20 protein-coding genes are annotated in these 19,240 nt (G+C 53.8%); 9 read left to right on the top strand and 11 right to left on the bottom strand.

Annotated elements, in window-relative coordinates; all coding sequences use genetic code 11:
- Positions 1-56: 56 nt before the first annotated feature.
- Positions 57-971, bottom strand: a complete 915-nt coding sequence (locus N5923_RS02495) for a LysR family transcriptional regulator (RefSeq protein WP_267140655.1) — start codon at positions 969-971, stop codon at positions 57-59.
- Between the two features lie 219 nt (positions 972-1,190).
- Here N5923_RS02495 and yacL point away from each other — a divergent pair, with 219 nt between their 5' ends.
- Positions 1,191-1,556 (top strand): protein YacL, encoded by a 366-nt coding sequence (gene yacL / locus N5923_RS02490; RefSeq protein WP_267140654.1) that lies wholly within the window; start codon positions 1,191-1,193, stop codon positions 1,554-1,556.
- 105 nt (positions 1,557-1,661) lie between these two features.
- On the opposite strand, the gene N5923_RS02485 is transcribed toward yacL, so the two are convergent.
- The 6 genes from N5923_RS02485 to N5923_RS02460 all read right to left on the bottom strand — a co-directional run bounded on the left by N5923_RS02485 (position 1,662) and on the right by N5923_RS02460 (position 7,552).
- Positions 1,662-2,342 (bottom strand): SDR family NAD(P)-dependent oxidoreductase, encoded by a 681-nt coding sequence (locus N5923_RS02485; RefSeq protein WP_267140653.1) that lies wholly within the window; start codon positions 2,340-2,342, stop codon positions 1,662-1,664.
- Complete coding sequence (locus tag N5923_RS02480; protein WP_267140652.1) at positions 2,339-2,812, bottom strand: YhcH/YjgK/YiaL family protein; 474 nt, start codon at positions 2,810-2,812, stop codon at positions 2,339-2,341. Before N5923_RS02480 ends, N5923_RS02485 begins: the two co-directional genes overlap by 4 nt.
- A complete protein-coding gene (locus tag N5923_RS02475; RefSeq protein ID WP_267140651.1) occupies positions 2,809-3,990 on the bottom strand; it encodes a sialidase family protein in 1,182 nt (393 codons plus the stop codon). Before N5923_RS02475 ends, N5923_RS02480 begins: the two co-directional genes overlap by 4 nt.
- 1 nt (position 3,991) lies before the next feature.
- Entirely contained in the window at positions 3,992-5,413 is a 1,422-nt protein-coding gene (locus N5923_RS02470; protein ID WP_267140650.1) for a sodium:solute symporter family protein, read from the bottom strand.
- Positions 5,414-5,501: 88 nt separating this feature from the next.
- Positions 5,502-6,386, bottom strand: coding sequence for a dihydrodipicolinate synthase family protein (locus tag N5923_RS02465; protein ID WP_267140649.1), 885 nt, complete (start codon positions 6,384-6,386; stop codon positions 5,502-5,504).
- Between the two features lie 17 nt (positions 6,387-6,403).
- Positions 6,404-7,552 carry an iron-containing alcohol dehydrogenase gene (locus N5923_RS02460; protein ID WP_267140648.1) on the bottom strand — a complete coding sequence of 383 codons (1,149 nt, stop codon included), beginning with the start codon at positions 7,550-7,552 and terminating at the stop codon, positions 6,404-6,406.
- A gap of 223 nt (positions 7,553-7,775) precedes the next feature.
- Between N5923_RS02460 and dtnK the strand changes: the two genes are divergently transcribed.
- From dtnK to N5923_RS02430, 6 genes are all read left to right on the top strand, one after another.
- Positions 7,776-9,053 (top strand): D-threonate kinase, encoded by a 1,278-nt coding sequence (gene dtnK / locus N5923_RS02455; RefSeq protein WP_267140647.1) that lies wholly within the window; start codon positions 7,776-7,778, stop codon positions 9,051-9,053.
- Entirely contained in the window at positions 9,046-10,026 is a 981-nt protein-coding gene (locus tag N5923_RS02450; protein WP_267140646.1) for a D-threonate 4-phosphate dehydrogenase, read from the top strand. Before dtnK ends, N5923_RS02450 begins: the two co-directional genes overlap by 8 nt.
- Before the next feature lie 6 nt (positions 10,027-10,032).
- Positions 10,033-10,794, top strand: coding sequence for a DeoR/GlpR family DNA-binding transcription regulator (locus N5923_RS02445; protein WP_267140645.1), 762 nt, complete (start codon positions 10,033-10,035; stop codon positions 10,792-10,794).
- A gap of 192 nt (positions 10,795-10,986) precedes the next feature.
- Positions 10,987-11,157 carry a hypothetical protein gene (locus N5923_RS02440; RefSeq protein WP_267140644.1) on the top strand — a complete coding sequence of 57 codons (171 nt, stop codon included), beginning with the start codon at positions 10,987-10,989 and terminating at the stop codon, positions 11,155-11,157.
- Between the two features lie 103 nt (positions 11,158-11,260).
- On the top strand, positions 11,261-11,965 hold the full coding sequence (locus tag N5923_RS02435) for a hypothetical protein (protein WP_267140643.1): 705 nt from the start codon (positions 11,261-11,263) through the stop codon (positions 11,963-11,965).
- A complete protein-coding gene (locus N5923_RS02430) occupies positions 11,962-12,411 on the top strand; it encodes a hypothetical protein (RefSeq protein ID WP_267140642.1) in 450 nt (149 codons plus the stop codon). The genes N5923_RS02435 and N5923_RS02430 overlap by 4 nt, the downstream gene beginning before the upstream one ends.
- 127 nt (positions 12,412-12,538) lie before the next feature.
- Here the strand turns inward: N5923_RS02430 and speD are convergent, their stop codons facing one another.
- From speD to N5923_RS02415, 3 genes are all read right to left on the bottom strand, one after another.
- The gene (gene speD, locus N5923_RS02425) at positions 12,539-13,348 is read right to left on the bottom strand and encodes an adenosylmethionine decarboxylase (protein ID WP_267140641.1); all 810 of its coding nucleotides are present in this window, start codon (positions 13,346-13,348) and stop codon (positions 12,539-12,541) included.
- Between the two features lie 28 nt (positions 13,349-13,376).
- Positions 13,377-14,240, bottom strand: a complete 864-nt coding sequence (gene speE, locus N5923_RS02420) for a polyamine aminopropyltransferase (protein WP_267140640.1) — start codon at positions 14,238-14,240, stop codon at positions 13,377-13,379.
- A gap of 105 nt (positions 14,241-14,345) precedes the next feature.
- Entirely contained in the window at positions 14,346-14,693 is a 348-nt protein-coding gene (locus N5923_RS02415; protein ID WP_017800407.1) for a YacC family pilotin-like protein, read from the bottom strand.
- A gap of 195 nt (positions 14,694-14,888) precedes the next feature.
- Between N5923_RS02415 and cueO the strand changes: the two genes are divergently transcribed.
- Together cueO and N5923_RS02405 are read left to right on the top strand one after the other, a co-directional pair.
- Entirely contained in the window at positions 14,889-16,454 is a 1,566-nt protein-coding gene (gene cueO / locus N5923_RS02410) for a multicopper oxidase CueO (RefSeq protein WP_267140656.1), read from the top strand.
- 364 nt (positions 16,455-16,818) lie between these two features.
- Positions 16,819-17,445 carry a hypothetical protein gene (locus tag N5923_RS02405; protein WP_267141018.1) on the top strand — a complete coding sequence of 209 codons (627 nt, stop codon included), beginning with the start codon at positions 16,819-16,821 and terminating at the stop codon, positions 17,443-17,445.
- Positions 17,446-17,505: 60 nt separating this feature from the next.
- On the opposite strand, the gene N5923_RS02400 is transcribed toward N5923_RS02405, so the two are convergent.
- Positions 17,506-18,789, bottom strand: coding sequence for a cystathionine gamma-synthase family protein (locus N5923_RS02400; protein WP_267140984.1), 1,284 nt, complete (start codon positions 18,787-18,789; stop codon positions 17,506-17,508).
- Positions 18,790-19,240: the final 451 nt, after the last annotated feature.

Here is a 19,240-nt window from a genome sequence, read left to right as displayed (position 1 = left end):
CCCCTACATTCAACTGATGTGCAGGGGCGGCGTTCTCGCCGCCCGTATCAGGATTATCACGCGGCCGAAACGGCGATCTCCCCTTTGGCGCGAAGCCAGAAGGCTTCCGCCTGATGATTTCGCAGATGGGGCTGACGATACAGACGGATATCCAGCGGCATATCCCAGTGGCGATCGCCCGCGCGCACCAGCATGCCGCGACTTAACTCTTCATGGATCAGGCTCTCCGGCAGCCAGGCGACGCCGCTGCCCGACAGCACCATCGCTTTCAGGTTAATCGACATGCTGTTTTCGTAGATTGGCGCCAGCGGCAGCGGCTTGCGGCTAAACATCTCCGCCAGCGCATGGGCAAAGAAGGAGTGGTGACCATAACTGAGATAAGGAATCGGCTGCTGGTCCAGACCGACAGGATAGAGCGGTTTACCGTCGCTGTCGGGACGACACACTGCTATAGCGCGTTCGGTGCCCAGCCGCAGCATCGGGTAGCGGGCGAGCTGCTGGATCAGTGAGACTGAATCATGGGCATAGGTCAGCAGAAAATCGGTTTCGTCGCTGTGCAGCAGCGTAATGTGCTCAACAAAGGTTGGCTTTTGATCGCACAGGCGAATATAGCTCAGCTGCTGATGCTGACTAATCTGTTTAATCCAGTCGGGGAAAAAGGTCAGCGACAGCGTATTCAGCATCGCAAAGCGCATCACCGAGGTGCGACGCGTATAGCGCTGATGCATATCGTTACGCAGATGCGACATGGCAAACACCGTCTCACTGGCGGTGGCGAGAAACGCCTTTCCTTCGGGCGTTAACGTTACCGGATAGGTTTTACGGTCAAACAGCGGTACGCCAAGCCACTCCTCAAGCTGGCGGATACGCCGGCTCAGGGCAGACTGGGTAACATGACGTTCATCTGCTGCACGAGTAAAGCTGTAGCAACGCGTGACACTGAGAAAATCTTCGAACCATTTCAGTTCCATAGCAAAAGCCTCGGTCTGGACGAAAAGGAAGGTGTGTTCAGCTGATCGACAGAAGATCAGGCAAAAATCGCGCCACACTGTTAAATGGACCTGAAATCGCTTTTTTTCGCCCCTCAGCCTGCGATAATGCAGGTAAGCAGGTATTTACCACGCGAGTAGTGCAGAAATTGCACTTTTATAGTGCGTGACAAGGCCGTTTGGCTGTCAGAGGAAAGTACAATGGAATATGAATTTTTACGTGATCTCACCGGCGGGGTGAAGGTACGTATGTCGATGGGCCATGAAGTGGTCGGTCACTGGTTTAATGAAGAAGTAAAAGAGAATTTCGCGTTGCTGGATGATGTTGAAGCGGCAGTGAAAGCGATTAAAGGCAGTGAACGCCAGTGGCAGCATGTGGGTCATGAGTACAGTCTGTGGATGGATGATGAGGAGATTATTATCCGCGCCAATCAGCTGAATATCGAAGATGACGGCATGGAAGAGGGCATGAGCTATTACGACGAAGAGAGTCTGTCATTCTGTGGCGTAGAGGATTTTCTCGCGGTGATTGCCGCCTACCGGCTGTTTTACAAGGAAAATAAGTAAAGGGCGGCGAGAAAATAGGTGGCTGCAGGGGCGGCGTTCTCGCCGCCCGTGTTGATGATTTGCACCAGCCATAATGACGGCGTTTTCGCTGCCCTCGGCCTGCAATTATAAAGACGCGCCACCGCAAATCACCAGCTCCTGGCCGGTGATCGCCCCGGCCATTGGCGACAGCAGATAATTCACCAGCTCGGCCACTTCCTGTGGCTGAATAAAACGCCCAATCGGTGGCAACTTCGGCGGTGAACTTTCGCGCCCCGGCTGTTTCAGCATCGGCGTTTCGGTTGCGCCTGGCGCTACGATATTAACCGTTATACCGCGTCCGGCGAGTTCCGCCGCCCAGCTTCTGACCATCCCTTTCATCGCCGATTTGGTGGTGACGTACTGGCTGCGCCCGGCGGCGCCGGTCGAGGTGCGACTGCCGAGCAGCACAATGCGTCCGCCCACAGGCAGCTGCGGCGCCAGCTGATTAGCCAGCACCTCCGCCACACGAATATGCAGCTGCCACAGCTGTTCGCTGAGGGTTTCATCCAGTTCACCGAGAGGCGCCGCTTTCATCATCCCGGCGGCATGGATCACCGTATCCACCGTCGGCAGGCTGCCAAGCGCCTGTTTCAGCGCCACGGTGTCAAACAGATCAACCTGGAGCGACTGAAACGCCGGATTATCGTCGCTGACTCTCGTGCGGCTCAGACCGGTCACCGCCCAGCCCTCCTGCAATAACTTTTGCGTAATCGCTGCACCTATCCCGGAGCTGGCGCCGGTTACCAGCGCATGACGCTTTATCATTGCACCTCCAGCATCGCCAGTGGAATTTTAAACACCGCTTTGCGTACCGGCCCCGGCTCGCCGACCGCGCACAATGCCTGATGCGCTTCGCCCGGATAGAAGGTAACAAAATCACCAGCGCGCAGATGTATCGCTTGCGTCAGCTGCGGGCTGGCGAGGATAAACAGATCCGGTTTGCGCTCTTCCGCCTGCTGCTGACGGGCATCCTGGCAGGAGAAGTTAATGATCTCCTCACCTTCCAGCAGCACCTGAATATCTAAATAGCGGTGATGGAACTCGGTATGACGCGTCTCTGCGGGTGCGGTCTGCGCCACGCCAATATGGCAGAACCAGTCAGCGCCTGGCGGCTGGATTTTGCCGTCATCATGGGCCTGCAACGCCGCCAGACTGTATTGCGGCTGCGACAACAGCGACCAGAGTGAGGCTGGCAGAGTCGCCAGCCGCAGTGCATTAAGATTACCGGCAATCATGCTTGCTCTCCTGTCAGCCACTCCTCATTAACCCGCACATATTTAATCGCCTGACGGAAGTAAGTGTAGGCAATATGCAGTTCGCCATTAACGCCCTGTTTAATGCTGGGATAGGAGAATTCGCGGTTCAGCTTCTGCTGCGAGTTGTTAGTCATGCAGTAGCCGTCACCTTCATCCAGATTACGCTGCTGCGGCCAGCTTTTGCCACCGTCGGTAGAGATCGCCAGCGTCATCGGCGCACGCGGCGCGCCCCAGAATGCGCTGCGGCCGGTGTGCACTTTTGGCTCCAGCGCCACCGCCACATCGTCGTCTTCATCTTCAATTTCGTCATACAGCGAGGCGCGGCGTTCGGTCGCATCAGCGGCGCTCATCTTGTTAAACACCAGCGCCAGATGACCGTTGTTCAGCGTCGTCACCTGAATCGACGAGTTATTGTTTGGCAGTTCGGTTGCCTGCGGCGCAGACCAGCTGTTGCCGCCATCGGTGGAACGACTCTGATAGATAAAGTCCGCCCAGCGGCTGCGATACAGCGCCAGCAACGAGCCATCTTTCAGCAGGGTGATATTCATATGTACACAACCGGTACTCTCCGGCACCGCCACATCGCGCCAGCTTTTGCCTTTATCACTGGAGATTTTTACCGCGCTGTCATCATTATTGCCGACCCATTTTTCACCCGGCGTGGTGCGGCAGTAGAACACCGGCAGCAGCCAGTCACCGTTATCCAGCACCACTACCGGCTGGCGGATAAAGGTGCCCGGTTGATCGAGCAGCGTTTCAATGACGCCCCAGCTACGACCGAAATCAGCGGACTGGCGATAACGTACAATCGCGGTATCCTGATTGCCCGATTTCTGCGCGGTATACAGCAGCCACAGGGTGTCATCAGGATCGAGGAACAGCACCGGGTTCTGTTCGGAACGGGTTGGATCTTCCGACAGCTTCTCAGCGGCAGACCAGCGGTCACTGCCTTTTTCCAGCCGCGAGCAGTAGATAGAGATATCGGCAATCCCTTCCTGGGTACCGGCAAACCATGTACAGAGCAGATCGCCATCCGGCAACGGTAACAGGTTGGCGGCATGGTTCTGCGGGCAGGCCGAAGGCAGCATCGCGCTTAGCTGTTGTTGATCGCCGGTTAGCAGACCGCTACGTTCAACGGTAACAGTTTCCTCAGTCATATCAGGCTCCACTTTTCTGAATTTGGGTTTTGGATTTCTTACTCTCTTTCTCCGCGCGCGTCGGAATCAAACGGTCGATTAACATAATCACCGCCGGGGTAATCAGCGCGATATACATATTGTTGATGCCAAACGGATCGCCCAACATATACCAGACCGAGGTCACCACACAGGCGCCGATCAGCCCGGCATTGGCGCCGCGCGCGCTCTTAAAGAACGGCAGGTAGAAGGCAATCATCGCCACCACCGAAATCGACAGACGAATGGCGCGGGTAAAGAACGACAGCTTCAGCACTTCCGGCACGAACAGCACGAAAATCAACGGCGCGAAACCGATTGCCAGTGACAGCCAGCGCGTCATTTTAAATTCGCGTTCAGGCGTCGGGTTGCGATAAGGCACATAGAAGTCTTTGACAATCAGCGAGGCAATCGCCAGCGCGACAGTACTGACGCTGACGAAGATCGACGCCACCAGCGAGGTGGTGACAATGCCCGCCAGCCATGGGTTCATATCCTGCAGGAACACCGGCAATGCATACAGGCTGTTGATATCCGGATGCAGGTATTTCGCCGCTACGCCAATAATCGCGATAGCGATCGCAATCGGCAGGCAGAACAGGAACGCTACCCAGGTCGCGCGTTTCGCCGATTTGGCATCTTTGGTGGAGGAGATCGCCTGAATCACAAACTGGGTACAGAAGATTGAACCAATGGTGCCAATCAGCCAGGCGAAGATGGTGCTGGCACCGATATTACCGTCCCATGTCCAGTAGAAGTCCGGCATCTCCTGCACCATCGGCGTAATACCGCCGGTCATATGCAGCGCCACGCCGAGGATCACCATAATGCCGAAATACTTGATGCCGCTGTGCAGCAGCGTCACCCACGCCATGCCTTTCATGCCGCCAAAGGCGAAGTAAAAGGTACTGACAATCGCGGTAATAAAGGCCGCTACCGGCAGGTTGACTTTCAATACCGTGGAGATCGCCGCCGCGCCGCTGACATAGTTACCGACGTTAACCAGCAGCAGGGCATAAATCATAATCAGCGAGATAATATTTTTGGTGGAGTTACCATATTTCTCGGCAATCGCGCCAGAAATGGTGATTTTTCCGGTGTTATAGATGCGCTTAACCAGTAACAGGCCAAAAATGGGAAAACCGATCGCCGCGCCAATCACCGACCAGGAGGCGGCGAAACCATCCTCAAATGCCGCCTGCGCGGTACCGATAGTCGATTTTGCACCGATATATTCCGACATTAACATCACACCGACAATAAAGGCCGGCATTGCACGCGAGCCTTCCATAAAATCGCCAGAGCTTTTACTTCTTAACCGGTAGGTTAACCAGGTGGTAAACAGGATATAGGCTATCACTATCCCGATAATGATTAGCGTATCTTCAGCGGTAAACTCTTTCATTTCAGCCTCTTAATGGACGCAATGAACCCTGGGTGTGTGTAAGGCAACACCCGCTTCAGCAAATCGGAAATGGTTTTATTAAATTTTTTTATTGCAGATATTGATTCACGATCTGACGAATACGTTGTTCGTCTTCTGCGCTGAACTGCACCGCATAGCGGCTGTCGCCGACATCATGGCCCATCAGCGCCAGCGCTTTTTTCACCGCTGCCGGTGAGAAGGCGACGCTATACAGATCGGTACGCAGGCCAGTGACGTTTTCCTGCGCTTTACGCGAGGCTTCAATATCACCGGCATTAAAGTGTGCCCAGATAGCGTTGATTTCGTCTGGTGCCACGTTGGCCAGCCCGGAAATACAGGCGGAACAGCCGTCAACAAAGCCCTGATGAATCAGCGAGTCCGGGCCATTCAGCACGTTAAAGTTGTCAATGCCTTCCGCCGCCTGCAAAAAGCCGCTCAGGCTTTCATAGCTGCCAGCACTGTCTTTGATGCCGATAATATTCGGGTGCGCCGCCAGCGTGCGCACGGTGTCCGGTTGCAGGGTATTGCCGGTGCGCGCCGGGATGTTGTACAGGAACAGCGGAACCTCGATGGCGTCAGCCACTGCGCGATAGTGCGCAATCAGCTCTTCCTGTTTTAGCGGCACAAAATAAGGGGTGATAACCGAAACCGCATCAACGCCCAGTTTTGCTACCTGCCTGCCGAGACGAATGGTTTCACGCGTTGAGATCTCGCCGATATGGGCGACGACATTTGCGCTGCCCGCCACTTCATCGACGCAGGTTTCGGTGACCGCCAGCTTCTCCTGCTCGTTCAGCACAAAGAATTCGCCGTTCGTGCCGCCGCAGAAAATACCGTTACCGGCTTTCAGCTGACGCTGGATCTGCTGGCGCATGGCGCTGGCGTTATACGCACCGTCGCGATCGAAGGCGGTGACAATGGCGGTTAATACGCCGTCAATTTTTTTGCTCATCTTATCCTCGGAATTGATTAGTGATTGAGTGTCGGAAACAGCGTCAGATAGATATCGCGCACATCACTGGCGCTGACCGCTGCCGGAACATTTTTCATCAGGCGCTGCACATCCAGCGCGGCTTCCACCAGGTAGGGCAGGTGGTCAGCATTGATCCCCAGCTCATCAAGGCTGGCGGGCAGTTTCAGGCGTTTAACCAGCGCGGCGAAGTAGTCGACCAGCGCGTGCGATTTCGCCTCTTCCGACAGCGAACCATCCGCATCGGGCAGCAGGTCGTAAGCCTGCGCAAATTTGCTCACTGCCGCCGGGCGCACAAAGCGCATGCAGGGCGCCAGCAGAATGGCATTCGCCACGCCGTGCGGGATATGGTATTTGCCGCCCAGCGGATAGGACATGGCGTGAACCAGGTGAGTGCCAGCATGGGCAATCGCCGCGCCGCCGTAATAAGATGCCCATAACATATCGAGACGGGCGCTAAGATTCGTCGGTTCGGCAATGGTGGTTTCAAGGCTGGCGAACAGCTTTTTCATGCCGATAAGCGCGTAGTTATCACTGACCGGATTGGACACGGTGGCGGTAAAGCACTCAATCAGATGGCAGAGTGCGTCAATACCGGTAGAAGACGCGATATGCGCGGGCATGCTGGTGGTCAGCTCCGGCACCAGCGCAACAAAGTCCGGCAACATCACCGGTGAAATAATGCCCACCTTGGTCTCTTTCTCCGGGATCGCCAGAATCGCGTTCGGTGTCGCTTCGGAGCCGGTTCCGGCGGTGGTCGGGATCAGCAGGGTGGTGGTGCGCGTCAGCGGCTTTTCACCGGCCAGCAGGGCATCCAGCGTTGGCGCGTTGTCCACACACAGCACCGACAGCAGCTTGGCGACATCCAGCACGCTGCCGCCGCCAATACCAATCACCATATCGATACCCTGCGTCTCCAGCGGTGCCAGAATCGCCGCAACATCGTGCTGGCTTGGCTCTGGCGGCACGCTGTCGATGATTTTCAGGCTGCCGACATGCGATTTCACCTGCGCGATAACCTGTTGCACTGCCGGGATCGCCACAATATTTTTATCGCTGACCAGCAATACGCTCTGCTTGTCCTGCAGCAGATAGCCAATGTCGTTAAGCGCCTGGTAGCCGCTGATAAGGGTGCTGTTGATATTCATTATTTCTGCCTTTTCTCCTGGCGATCGCTTGCTGGAATCGCTGGTGATTGTAATTCGTCATTTCAACGCGACGGCTGTCACAACTGCTGGCTAATTTTATAAGACAAATTGATTTCGATTAATTTGATCTTGCTCACATATAATCAATCATGATTGAATATAATCATTATCGGGTTGTGTGGCATGATGACTACCGCAATCTTTCAACCCTGATGGAGAACAGATGACGCAGTGGAAAACCCCGGTATGGGTGATTGCCGATGATTTTACCGGCGCCAATGATGCAGGTAGCGGGCTGGCAAGGGCTGGCGCGCGGGTCAATGTGCTGTTTGACAGCAGCAGCGCGCTTAATAGCGCAGAGGCTGATGTCTGGGTAATCAGCACCGACAGTCGGGCGCTAAGTGCGCCACAGGCCGCTGAACGCACTCGTCAGGCGATGACGGCGGGCGTGGAGATTGTGCGCCATGGCTGGATTTTCAAAAAAATCGACTCCACCCTGCGCGGCAATCCGGGGGCGGAGATTGCCGCGGCGCTACTGGCCAGCGGCAGACAGCTGGCGCTGGTGGTGCCTGCGGTACCTAAGCTGGGACGCACCACGCGCGACGGCCACTGCCTGATCGACGGGCAGCTGCTCACCGCTACTGAATTTGCCAGCGACCCGAAAACCCCGGTAAGCGACTCCAGCGTGCTGGCGCGGCTTCAGGCGCAAAGTGACCTGAGCGGCGCGGTGCTGAGTCTTGAAGAGCTGCGATCCGACGCACTGGCGCAGCGCCTGCAACAGCATCTGCATCAGGGCACGCGTTTACTGGTGGCCGATGCCGAGTCCGATCACGATATTCAGCGCCTGATGCGGGCTGCCGCGCAGCTGGAAGAAAAGCCGCTGCTGGCCGGATCCGCCGGGTTAAGCGATGCGCTGGGCGCACTGCTGGCCGACCGTCCTGCTGCGCCGCTGCTGGCGGTGGTGGGTTCGATGAGTGATATCGCCCAACAACAGATTGCCCGTCTGCAGGTGCAACATCGCCTGACGCTGGTGGATATTGATATCGCCGGGCTGTTTCAGCAACCGCCGTGGCCGCAGAGCAGCAGCTGGCTGCAACAGGCCGTCACCGCACTACAGCAGGGAGAGCACTGCATTATCCGCACCTGCCAGCAGGCCGGTCAGCGCCATGCCATTGCGGCGCTGTGCCAGCAACATCAGATCTCACGCCAGCAATTAGGTGAGCAAATTTGTCAGCAGCTCGGCGAGCTGACCGCGGCGATTTTGCCGCAGACCGAGCCAGCCGGACTCTATCTTTCCGGTGGTGATGTCGCGCTGGCGATTGCACGACGCCTTGGCGCCAGCGGATTTCAGATTAAAGGGCAGGTGGCGGGCTGTGTACCTTACGGCCATCTGCTGAATGCGTATCAACACATGCTGGTGATGACCAAAGCCGGTGGCTTTGGCGATGAAAACACCCTGGTAGAAGTTATTCGTTTTATTGAGGAGAAGTCGAGTGAGTAAAATTATTGCGGTTACCATGGGCGACCCGGCAGGTATCGGTCCGGAAATTATTATCAAGTCACTGGCCGAAGGTGAGCTGTCCGGCGCACCGGCAGTGGTGGTGGGATGCGCCACTACGCTGCGCCGCATACTGAGTCTGAATATTACGCCGCAAGTGGAATTACGCGTGCTGGACAAGGTGTCCGATGCGCACTTTGCACCAGGCATTATTAATATTATCGACGAGCCGCTGGCGGATCCGCAGGCGTTAAAACCGGGGGTGGTGCAGACTGAGGCCGGGGATCTGGCTTATCGCTGTGTGAAACGCGCCACGGCGCTGGCGATGGCCGGTGAGGTGCATGCAATTGCCACTGCGCCGCTGAATAAGGAAGCGCTGCACTCTGCCGGACATATCTATCCGGGCCATACCGAACTGCTGGCGCAGCTGACCGACAGCAAAGATTACGCCATGGTGCTGTATACCGATCGCCTGAAAGTGATTCATGTCACCACCCATATTGCGCTGCGTAAGTTCCTCGATACGCTGGGACGCGAGCGTGTGGAAACCACCATTGCGATGGCGGATACCTTTATGAAGCGCGTGGGTTATGACAATGCCCGTATCGCGGTGGCGGGCGTGAACCCGCACGCCGGAGAGAACGGCCTGTTTGGCGATGAAGAGATCACTATTGTCGGACCTTCTGTCGAAGCGATGAAAGCCAAAGGCATCAATGTTTACGGCCCATGCCCGCCGGATACCGTCTATCTGCAATGTTATGAAGGGATGTATGACATGGTGGTGGCGATGTACCACGATCAGGGGCATATTCCGCTGAAGCTGTTAGGTTTCTACGACGGGGTGAATATCACCGCCGGACTGCCGTTTATCCGCACTTCGGCTGACCATGGCACGGCGTTTGATATTGCCTGGACAGGTAAAGCGAAGTCTGAGAGCATGGCGATTTCCATCCAACTCGCGATGCAACTGGCATAAGGAAATATGAAGGGACAAAGCCGCCTCGATCAGATTATGGACTATCTGAAAAGTCATAATCTGGTCACTGTTGAACAGCTGGTCGCCGCCATTTCAGCGTCGCCAGCCACCATTCGCCGTGACCTGATTAAGCTTGATCAGGAGGGCGTGATCAGCCGCAGCCATGGCGGCGTGACGCTGAATCGCTTTATTCCCGCTCAGCCGACCACGCAGGAGAAGTCGCAGCGCCATCTGGCAGAGAAGCAGGCGATCGCCCATCGGGCGGCAAGCCTGGTCAAATCCGGTGATTCAGTGGTGCTGGATGCCGGCACCACCATGCTGGAACTGGCGCGCGAGCTGACGCATCTGCAACTGCGGGTAATTACTGCGGATCTGCATATCGCGCTGTTTCTGTCTGAATTTAAGCAGATTGAGGTGACAATTATCGGCGGCCGTATCGATGATTCCAGCCAGTCCTGTATTGGCGATCATGGCCGACGTTTTCTGCGCACCGTCTATCCGGATATTGCTTTTGTCAGCTGTAACTCATGGAGTCTGGAGAAGGGCATTACCACGCCGACCGAGGAGAAAGCCGGGCTGAAGCAGGATCTGCTGGTCAATTCGCGCCGTCGCGTGTTGCTGGCCGACAGCAGTAAGTACGGATCCTGGTCACTGTTTTGCGTGTCGCCGTTGCAGGGACTGACCGATATTATTACCGATAAATATCTGGAAGCCGATGTCCGTGCCGAGCTGGACGCTCAGCCGTTTCAGCTGATGTTGACGGCATAGTGGTGAGACGGAGACTTAAAGGGGAGATATTTGCCTTATCATTCATCTGCATTAAAGCCAGCAAACCGTTTTCTTTAGATAGTAATGGAGTGCTTTCTAATAACCAGAACAGCTACAGCCACTATTGCAAGTCAAGTCCGCAGGCTTGCTAAATCTCACAATGTAACCGCTGAACGTGACGGCATGAGCCGCATGGCTGTAGCCATTACCAGTCTGACTGGTGACGTCGTTAAGTTGGATAATATTGAGCAGTTACTTGTTAATCTCAAGAAAAAAGGCGTTCTGAGTAAGTCTGAGATCCTGACGCTCGAAGGGGGATATCTTCAGGAGAAGAGACTTTCTGGTAAGAAATGTAGCGCATGAGTTTTGACCCGTTCGGCGATTTCAGCACTGCTTTTCTCTTTTTAGTCCTGTCGGTAGTTATGGTAAATTACGTGTGAGATGAGCACAGGGAGGAACACTCAGGATGAGTAAACGATCGGAAATTATCGACGGTAAATATGCTGCTTCTCGGCCAACGGGATTGATTTATACGGAAGTGCTTGGCTGGGTGGATCTGGGCCATGCACAAGGTTCGGATATCCGTAACTTACTTAGCAAAATTACCCGAGGAGAGGCTTCGGGAACAGAGTTCTATGATGTGACGTACGCCCAGGGGATGACGTCACCTTACGGGTTGTTACGTTCCGGCAAGGTGATGGCCTGGCGCATTCGGCGCGGGCGGCCTCACTGGGAGCAGAAAAGCATCGCGCTAGCGATGATGATGACCATGGCGCGTAAGTTTGAGGCGTTTCAGGGGTCGTTTCCCAATAACCTGGTAACTGATAGCGGTTTCAGCGGCGAGGATCTGGTCTCAGACCTGCTGGGTTTTTACCGGGTGGTGTCAGTTCAGAACCCCTTTGAGCAGCTGCGGCCGGTCAGCAAGGAAGAAGCCCTGAAGCGCTGGGACTATTACGGCAAGATCGGCAGCTGGAAAAACGAGACGTTCCAGCCGCTACTGTTCCCGGATCCGGAAAAATTCCCCCACTCACGGCCACGCAAAGGGTTGCTGCCGCCGTTTATGCGGACGATTGTTCCCTATAATGATTTTCTGTCCGGTAACGTGATCCTGCCGCAGCAGAACGGGACGTTTGCGATTATTGGTGCCAGCAACGGCAGGATGGGACTATGAGAAAACGCACGAAATTTTGGATTGGCGCAATTCTTGTTGCCGGAATGCTTCTGACCGCTGTCTGGACGTTTCTTAAGCTGGAGTTTGCAGGCTCTGCATCTTACACCGAGCAGGACTGGCTGAAGTACGAATTCTATACGCCTGAACTGCTGAAAAAAATGCCCAGGATTTCAGACGACTATAATTTTGATTTTGCGAACATTACCGGCCCGGAGGCTCTTGTTTTTTCAGTTCATTTTCAAGGGACCACTGACAGCAGTGAGATCCAGAATTACTTAAGAGCTAAGGGATATGAACCACAAAAAACATGTAGTATTGAGGCGGAGTGCTGGCGAAGCTACAAGAGTAATGATGTTATTTCAATAGGTAAGTTTATGTCTTCAAAAGAAATTTTTGTTGATATCTATCGAAGCCCATACACGGATCCTCTGACCGATTTGAAATGATCTTCCTGGAAATTTCGGTGGTTCCGGCGTAAAACCCCCTTAAACGCGCACCCGGAAGTCCAGCAGATAGACAAAACATTGGAACGGGCGGCGAGATTTGTAGGGGCGGCGTTCTCGCCGCCCACTGTTACAGCGTTTTTAATCCCACGGCAGGGATATTGCGGCCGTAGTAAATTTCACGCATCTCTTTCCACAACAAATCGGTAATGCGTTTGTGCTCTTGCGGGCTCAAATCTTCCGGTTTGGTGTTAAACAGGTAATGTTTTAAGTCGAATTCTTTCAGCAGCATCTTGGTGTGGAAGATATTCTCCTGATAAACGTTCACATCCACCATGTCGTACATCGACTTCATATCTTCCGACATAAAGTTCTGAATCGAGTTAATCTCGTGATCAATAAAGTGTTTTACGCCGTTAACGTCACGGGTAAAGCCACGCACGCGATAGTCGATAGTCACGATGTCAGATTCCAGTTGATGAATTAAATAATTCAGCGCTTTTAGCGGCGAGATCACTCCGCAGGTCGAAACCTCGATATCGGCGCGGAAGGTGCAGAGTCCACCCTCCGGATGACTTTCCGGGTAGGTATGCACGCAGATATGGCTCTTATCCAGATGGGCGACCACCGAATCAGGCAGTGGACCAGGATGTTCCGAGTTATCGATATCACGCGGGTCAATAGGCTCTTCGCTAACCAGAATGGTGACGCTGGCCCCTTGTGGTTCATAATCCTGACGAGCGATATTCAGCACATTAGCGCCAATAATCGAGCAGGTTTCGCTCAGGATTTCAGTCAGACGATTGGCGTTGTATTGCTCATCAATATAGGCAATGTATCCGTCGCGCTCCGCAGCGGTATTCGCATAGCAAATATCATAGATACAAAAACTCAGGCTCTTAGTCAGGTTGTTGAAGCCATGTAGTTTCAGCTTTTGCAATTTAGTTCACCCCCTTATAAATGCCCGGTCAGCGTACGTCTGACAGTGCATTCAACAGATATTGCGGCAGGGCAAAGCTGCCAGTGTGGATTGCCGGATTGTAGTAACGGCAGGTTATACCCGCTGCAGCAAAACGCGCCTGCAGGGTTGCGCTATCAAGCTGGCGCAAAGCTGGATTATCACTCGCCCAGGCGAAGGTCATAATGCCGCCATAATAGGTCGGGATCGCTGCCTGATAGAAGCTGACATCACTAAAGTAGTGACCCAGCTTGCGGTGGCTGTTGATGGCTTCGTCCTGTTGCAGGAAACAAACACCATTCTGCGCCACAAAGATGCCATTCTGATTAAGGCTGCGGTGGCATCCGGCGTAGAATTCAGAGGTAAACAGACTTTCGCCAGGACCAATCGGGTCGGTACAGTCAGAGATAATGACGTCGAACTTTTCGCTGCACTGATTCACGAAGTTCACGCCATCATCAATCACCAGCGTAAAGCGCGGATCCTCATAGGCTCCGGCGCTGTGGTTCGGCAGATACTGCTTGCAGAAGGTGACCACGCCGGCGTCAATTTCCACCATGGTGATCTGCTCAACCGATTGATGGCGGCTGACCTCGCGCAGCATTGCGCCATCGCCACCGCCAATAATCAGTACCTTCTTTGCCGCGCCGTGCGCCAGCAACGGCACATGAGTCATCATCTCGTGGTAGATAAACTCATCGCGCTCGGTGGTTTGTACCACGCCGTCAAGCGCCATAACGCGACCCAGAGCAGCATTTTCAAAGATAATCAGATCCTGATGTTCGGTCTTTTCGCGATACAGTTCTTTATTGATCGTGAAGTACTGTCCGAAACCGGCATGAAGCGTTTCATACCACATTTCATTTTGGGCCATAGGGGGATCTCCTCAGAGTCGCCATGAAAAATGGGCGGCACATAATAGCTAACTCTGACCGTGGTTGCACGGTCAAATTATCAGCAGTGGGGCAATCACGGAGGGTTATTTTACGTAGGCCAGCAGGCTGAGGGAATCACGTGCCAGAGATTTACACTTCTTATCGTTAGCGATAGCAATACCGCTCAGATCGCGGTAGCTGTCTTCGCCTAACGCTTTCATGTTGTAGCTGGCGTAATTGGTTAAATCCCAACGGTTTTGCTGGGCAAAAAACATCAGAGCTTTACGAATCTGGGCATCGGGAAGATCCTGATAGCCACAGTCATTTTTCAGGTAGACAAATACTGCGGTCAGATCCGCAAGATCTTCCGCTTCTGATTCGCTCAGCGCAAAGCTGGAGCAGGAAAAACCCAGTAGTCCGGTCAGAAACAGAGCCTTGATGCCTTTCTTCATAATTCTTCTCACAAAGTTGCTATAACCTGACGTTAGCACAGTTAGACTCAGGGTTCAGACAATTTTGCCGCTTAAACTGCCTTCAACAGCCATTTTCACCAGTTTCCGCCCGCATGATGAATCTGATTGAACTTGACCTTACCTCGGGGGGAGGGTTTAAGCTGCGCGATAACTTTTACCGTAAAGGATGCAATGATGTTACGCCGTGATTTTCTTAAGCTGAGCGCTGCGCTCAGTGCTGCCGGTGCGTTACCACTCTGGAGCCGCTCGCTGATGGCCGCGACCCGTCCGATGCTGCCGATCCCTGAGCTGCTGAGTGCCGACCCGCGCGGCGAAGTCACGTTAACCGCTCAGAGTGGTTTTTCGTCATGGAACGGCAAGCAGGTTCCGAGCTGGGGCTATAACGGCAGCCTGCTCGGTCCGGCGCTGCTGCTGGAGCGTGGCAAACCGGTTAGCGTCAATATCGACAACCGCTTGCCGCAGGCCACCACTTTGCACTGGCATGGTCTGGAGATCCCCGGCGCGGTGGATGGCGGGCCGCAGGCGCGCATTGAACCGGGTCAGCGACGCACGGTAAGTTTTACCCCCGATCAACCGGCGGCCACCTGCTGGTTCCATCCCCATCAGCATGGTGAAACTGGCTATCAGGTAGCGCAGGGACTGGCGGGACTGGTTATTTTGCAGGATAACGACAGTGAAAAACTGATGCTGCCGAAACAGTGGGGCGTCGATGATATTCCGCTGATTTTGCAGGATAAACAGCTGAGCGCCGACGGCAGTAAAATCGATTATCAGCTGGATATTCTCAGCGCGGCGGTGGGCTGGTTTGGCAATATGATGTTAACCAACGGCGTGCAGTATCCGCAGCAGGCGGTGCCGCGCGGCTGGTTGCGTTTACGCTTGCTTAATGGCTGTAACGCCCGCTCACTGAAACTGGCGGCCAGCGATCATCGCCCGCTGTATGTGATTGCCAGCGACGGCGGCCTGCTGGCCGAACCGGTTAAGGTCAGTGAACTGACGATGATGCCGGGTGAGCGTTTTGAAGTGCTGGTTGATACTAAAGATGGCAAAGCGTTTGACCTGGTGACCCTGCCGGTGCGCCAGATGGGGATGACGCTGATGCCGTTTGACCAGCCGCTGCCACTGTTAAACGTGATCCCGCTGGCGATTCAGGCCAGTGGTCAACTGCCGGACACACTGGTCGATCTGCCGTCATTGCCATCCAGCGAAGGCATCACTAACCGCTGGCTGCAACTGATGATGGATCCTCAGCTGGATCAGCGCGGTATGCAGGCGCTGATGCGCAAGTATGGTAATAAAGCGATGGCGGGCATGGCGATGGATGCGCACGATGACAAAGATGGCGACGGCGCGATGGATCACAGTGCGATGGCCGACAATACAACAAGTTACGATTTCCATCACGGCAATAAGATCAACGGCCTGCCGTATGATATGGATAAGCCGATGTTTGCCGCTAAATTAGGCGACTATGAAAAGTGGACCATTTCCGGTGAAGGCGATGCGATGCTCCATCCGTTCCATATTCACGGCGCGCAGTTCCGCATTCTGTCGGAAAACGGTAAAGCGCCGGAAGCGCACCGCAGTGGCTGGAAAGATATCGTGCGCGTTGAGGGCTGGCGTAGCGAAGTGCTGGTGCGCTTTAACTATGTGGCCGATGCGCAAAATGCTTATATGGCGCACTGCCACCTGCTGGAGCATGAAGATACCGGCATGATGCTGGGGTTTACCGTCAGTTAATCGCTGAGCGGGCGGCGAGAACGCTGTTATCAGGTTTATCGCAAATCATCAACACGGGCGGCGAGAACGCCGCCCCTACAGGATAATGCAAACCTTGTAGGGGCGGCGTTCTCGCCGCCTGTCTGCGTCGCGCTGCGCAGCCAGTGGAGTTTTATGCCAGCGGGAAACGTTGCGGGCGCGCTGCATTGATTATACGCGCGAATTACTTTGCTGATGATTGTGCTTTGTTTATGGTACACATTATTTATCTGATTTAGCATAGCCTGGTGATAACGACTCTATTTAACTGAATGTCGTATCACTGAAATTATTTTATGTCATAACGGATTGTTCGCATAAATTAATATTGAGAGGGATGTCAATGATGAAAAAAATGATACCAGCTTTATTACTTACCCTCGGCGTTGCCAGCTCTGGCGGCGCCATGGCTGCAGCGGCGGAAATGTGGCGCGAACCAATCCCGGTGATTAAAGAAGGCAAATATTATAGCCTGATAGTCGATCGTGGTGAATTGCATAAGGCAATGAAGAGTTCCAAAAATGAATATCTTTTTTCGGAAAAAGGCGCCGGAGTTAAGCCGCTGGTATTAATTGGTACGCCGGTTGAAATTACCGAATTTCTGTTAAAAAATGAAACGCGCGGGATTGAAAATGAGATTGCTGAATTGCCGGAAATTTATATGGGGATAACCAAATATGTCCCCAGGAAGCGTTTTACTGGTTTATTCCCGTTAAATGATTTGCTGATTACCGCAGTTGAACAGGCTCAGAAGTTTCTGCCGTTCGGGACCATTATTACCGACGCTGCCGGTGTTCCGGGCGATCTGAAAGCTCTGTATGACTCACTGGAAAAATTACAGCAAACCCAGAAGGCCAGTGGCCAGATTCTGTATGTGAAATTCAGCTACCTGCCGGAAGATGGCATGACGCAAATTGGCAGTAAAACTATCAGCTTTGGTAAGATACTGAAAATCATGCAGAACAAATCCTGATTTTGGTCCGCAGTTTTTTCACTGACGGCCATGCTCTGGCCGCCAGTGAATACTTTGGGATCAGGCCTGTTCCAGCGCCAGACGCAGATCCTCAATTAAATCGTCTTTATTCTCGATGCCGATCGATAAACGAATGGTGGACGCGCGGATACCAATGCGATCGCGCACTTCAACCGGCACCCCTGAGTGAGTGGTGCTGGCCGGGTGACTGGCAAGTGATTCGGTACCGCCAAGGCTGACCGCCAGCTTAAATAGCTGTAGCGCATTGAGAAAACGGAAAGAGGACGCCTGGCCGCCACGTAAATCGAAAGAGAAGGTCGAACCCGCCCCCGAGCACTGCCTGCTGAAGGTTTGTCCGGCAGCCGATTGCGCATCAAGAAACGACAGATAGTGAATATTTTCCACTTTGGCATGATCACGCAGAAACTCCGCGACAGCCAGTGCATTGCTGTTCGCCCGCTCCATACGCAGCGACAGCGTTTCCAGCGAGCGGCCAATCATCCAGCAGGAGTGCGGATCCAGCTGGGTGCCAATCGAGCCGCGCAGCGACTTAATCTGGCTGATCAGCGCTTTACTGCCAAGCACCGCGCCGGCAATCAGGTCCGAATGGCCACCAACATATTTAGTCAGCGAGTAGATGGAGAGATCCGCGCCATGCTCCAGCGGCCGCTGAAATACCGGACCCAGCAGGGTATTATCGCAGGCAATAATCGGGCGGTGGCCCTGCTGCTGTGCAATATAGTCGGCGATACCGCTAATCAGCGCCACATCGACCAGGCTATTGGTCGGGTTAGCCGGGGACTCAATCAGAATCACCGAAACGCGTCCCTGCTTTAGTGCGGCATCGGCGGCCACCTGTACCGATGCCTGATTGACGCCATCATCAAAGCCCTGCGTCGCGACGCCCAGATTACGAAAGGTTTTCGTTAGCAGGGTTTCGGTGCCGCCATACAGCGGCTGCGAATGCAGGATGGCATCCCCCGGTTTGACCAGCGCCAGCAGCGTGGTGGAGATTGCTGACATGCCGGAGGAGAACAGCGCGCCACTTTCGCTGCGTTCATAAATCGCCAGCCGATCCTCAACGATTTCGCTGTTGGGATGGTTAAAGCGGGAGTAAACCAGGCCCGATGAACTGCCTGCTGGCGGTTCGCGGCGGCCGGAGACATAGTCGAAGAAATCGCGCCCCTCTTCAGCAGTGTTAAAGACAAAGGTCGAGGTGAGGAATACCGGTGGTTTAACAGCCCCTTCGGAAAGCGCCGGATCGTAGCCATAGTTAAGCATTTGTGTTTCTGGCGACAGTTCGCGATTACCAAGGTGGGTTTTCTTTGAGTGTGGCGACGTCATACGATCTCCTGCCATTGCGGCATGAATTAACTCGATATTTTGAGCATAAGCTAGCATGCCGGTGATCATGGCGATAAATGAATTAACGTTCTATGGTTAAAACTAATTGCGCTATTAAATATTGGTTTTGTTATTTATGGCAGTCTATCCGTCTGGATGGTTTTTTTGTCTGTTATACCAGATTGGTGTTGCGCAACAGCATGCTTCAACGGTGAAATGTGATAGACTGCGGTGCTTTCCCCATGCGACCAATCTGAATGTTATGAAACACACCGTAGAAGTAAAAAACATATGGTTTTCATGCTTTTATGTGTTTTCTTGAAATTATCATTTCTCGATATAAAATCAGATAGTTAAGTGTATCTTGGTTTCAGTGTTTTCGTGGTTTTACTGACCGTGATACAAAGCGGTGTATCAATCGGTGTATCAATCGGTGTATCAACAGAAAGCG

It is taken from the genome of Winslowiella arboricola (genome assembly GCF_025527015.1).
Taxonomy (GTDB): Bacteria; Pseudomonadota; Gammaproteobacteria; order Enterobacterales; family Enterobacteriaceae; genus Erwinia; species Erwinia arboricola.
Note: the sequence above shows the minus strand (reverse complement) of the source record. Positions and strands in the feature narration are given on the sequence as shown.

Bases quoted from the DNA above. Each gene is read 5' to 3' on its own strand.
- N5923_RS02495 (WP_267140655.1), bottom strand. From the start codon at position 971: ATGGAACTGAAATGGTTCGAAGATTTTCTCAGTGTCACGCGTTGCTAC.
- yacL (WP_267140654.1), top strand. From the start codon at position 1,191: ATGGAATATGAATTTTTACGTGATCTCACCGGCGGGGTGAAGGTACGT.
- N5923_RS02485 (WP_267140653.1), bottom strand. From the start codon at position 2,342: ATGATAAAGCGTCATGCGCTGGTAACCGGCGCCAGCTCCGGGATAGGT.
- N5923_RS02480 (WP_267140652.1), bottom strand. From the start codon at position 2,812: ATGATTGCCGGTAATCTTAATGCACTGCGGCTGGCGACTCTGCCAGCC.
- N5923_RS02475 (WP_267140651.1), bottom strand. From the start codon at position 3,990: ATGACTGAGGAAACTGTTACCGTTGAACGTAGCGGTCTGCTAACCGGC.
- N5923_RS02470 (WP_267140650.1), bottom strand. From the start codon at position 5,413: ATGAAAGAGTTTACCGCTGAAGATACGCTAATCATTATCGGGATAGTG.
- N5923_RS02465 (WP_267140649.1), bottom strand. From the start codon at position 6,386: ATGAGCAAAAAAATTGACGGCGTATTAACCGCCATTGTCACCGCCTTC.
- N5923_RS02460 (WP_267140648.1), bottom strand. From the start codon at position 7,552: ATGAATATCAACAGCACCCTTATCAGCGGCTACCAGGCGCTTAACGAC.
- dtnK (WP_267140647.1), top strand. From the start codon at position 7,776: ATGACGCAGTGGAAAACCCCGGTATGGGTGATTGCCGATGATTTTACC.
- N5923_RS02445 (WP_267140645.1), top strand. From the start codon at position 10,033: ATGAAGGGACAAAGCCGCCTCGATCAGATTATGGACTATCTGAAAAGT.
- N5923_RS02440 (WP_267140644.1), top strand. From the start codon at position 10,987: ATGGCTGTAGCCATTACCAGTCTGACTGGTGACGTCGTTAAGTTGGAT.
- N5923_RS02435 (WP_267140643.1), top strand. From the start codon at position 11,261: ATGAGTAAACGATCGGAAATTATCGACGGTAAATATGCTGCTTCTCGG.
- N5923_RS02430 (WP_267140642.1), top strand. From the start codon at position 11,962: ATGAGAAAACGCACGAAATTTTGGATTGGCGCAATTCTTGTTGCCGGA.
- speE (WP_267140640.1), bottom strand. From the start codon at position 14,240: ATGGCCCAAAATGAAATGTGGTATGAAACGCTTCATGCCGGTTTCGGA.
- N5923_RS02415 (WP_017800407.1), bottom strand. From the start codon at position 14,693: ATGAAGAAAGGCATCAAGGCTCTGTTTCTGACCGGACTACTGGGTTTT.
- cueO (WP_267140656.1), top strand. From the start codon at position 14,889: ATGTTACGCCGTGATTTTCTTAAGCTGAGCGCTGCGCTCAGTGCTGCC.
- N5923_RS02405 (WP_267141018.1), top strand. From the start codon at position 16,819: ATGAAAAAAATGATACCAGCTTTATTACTTACCCTCGGCGTTGCCAGC.
- N5923_RS02400 (WP_267140984.1), bottom strand. From the start codon at position 18,789: ATGACGTCGCCACACTCAAAGAAAACCCACCTTGGTAATCGCGAACTG.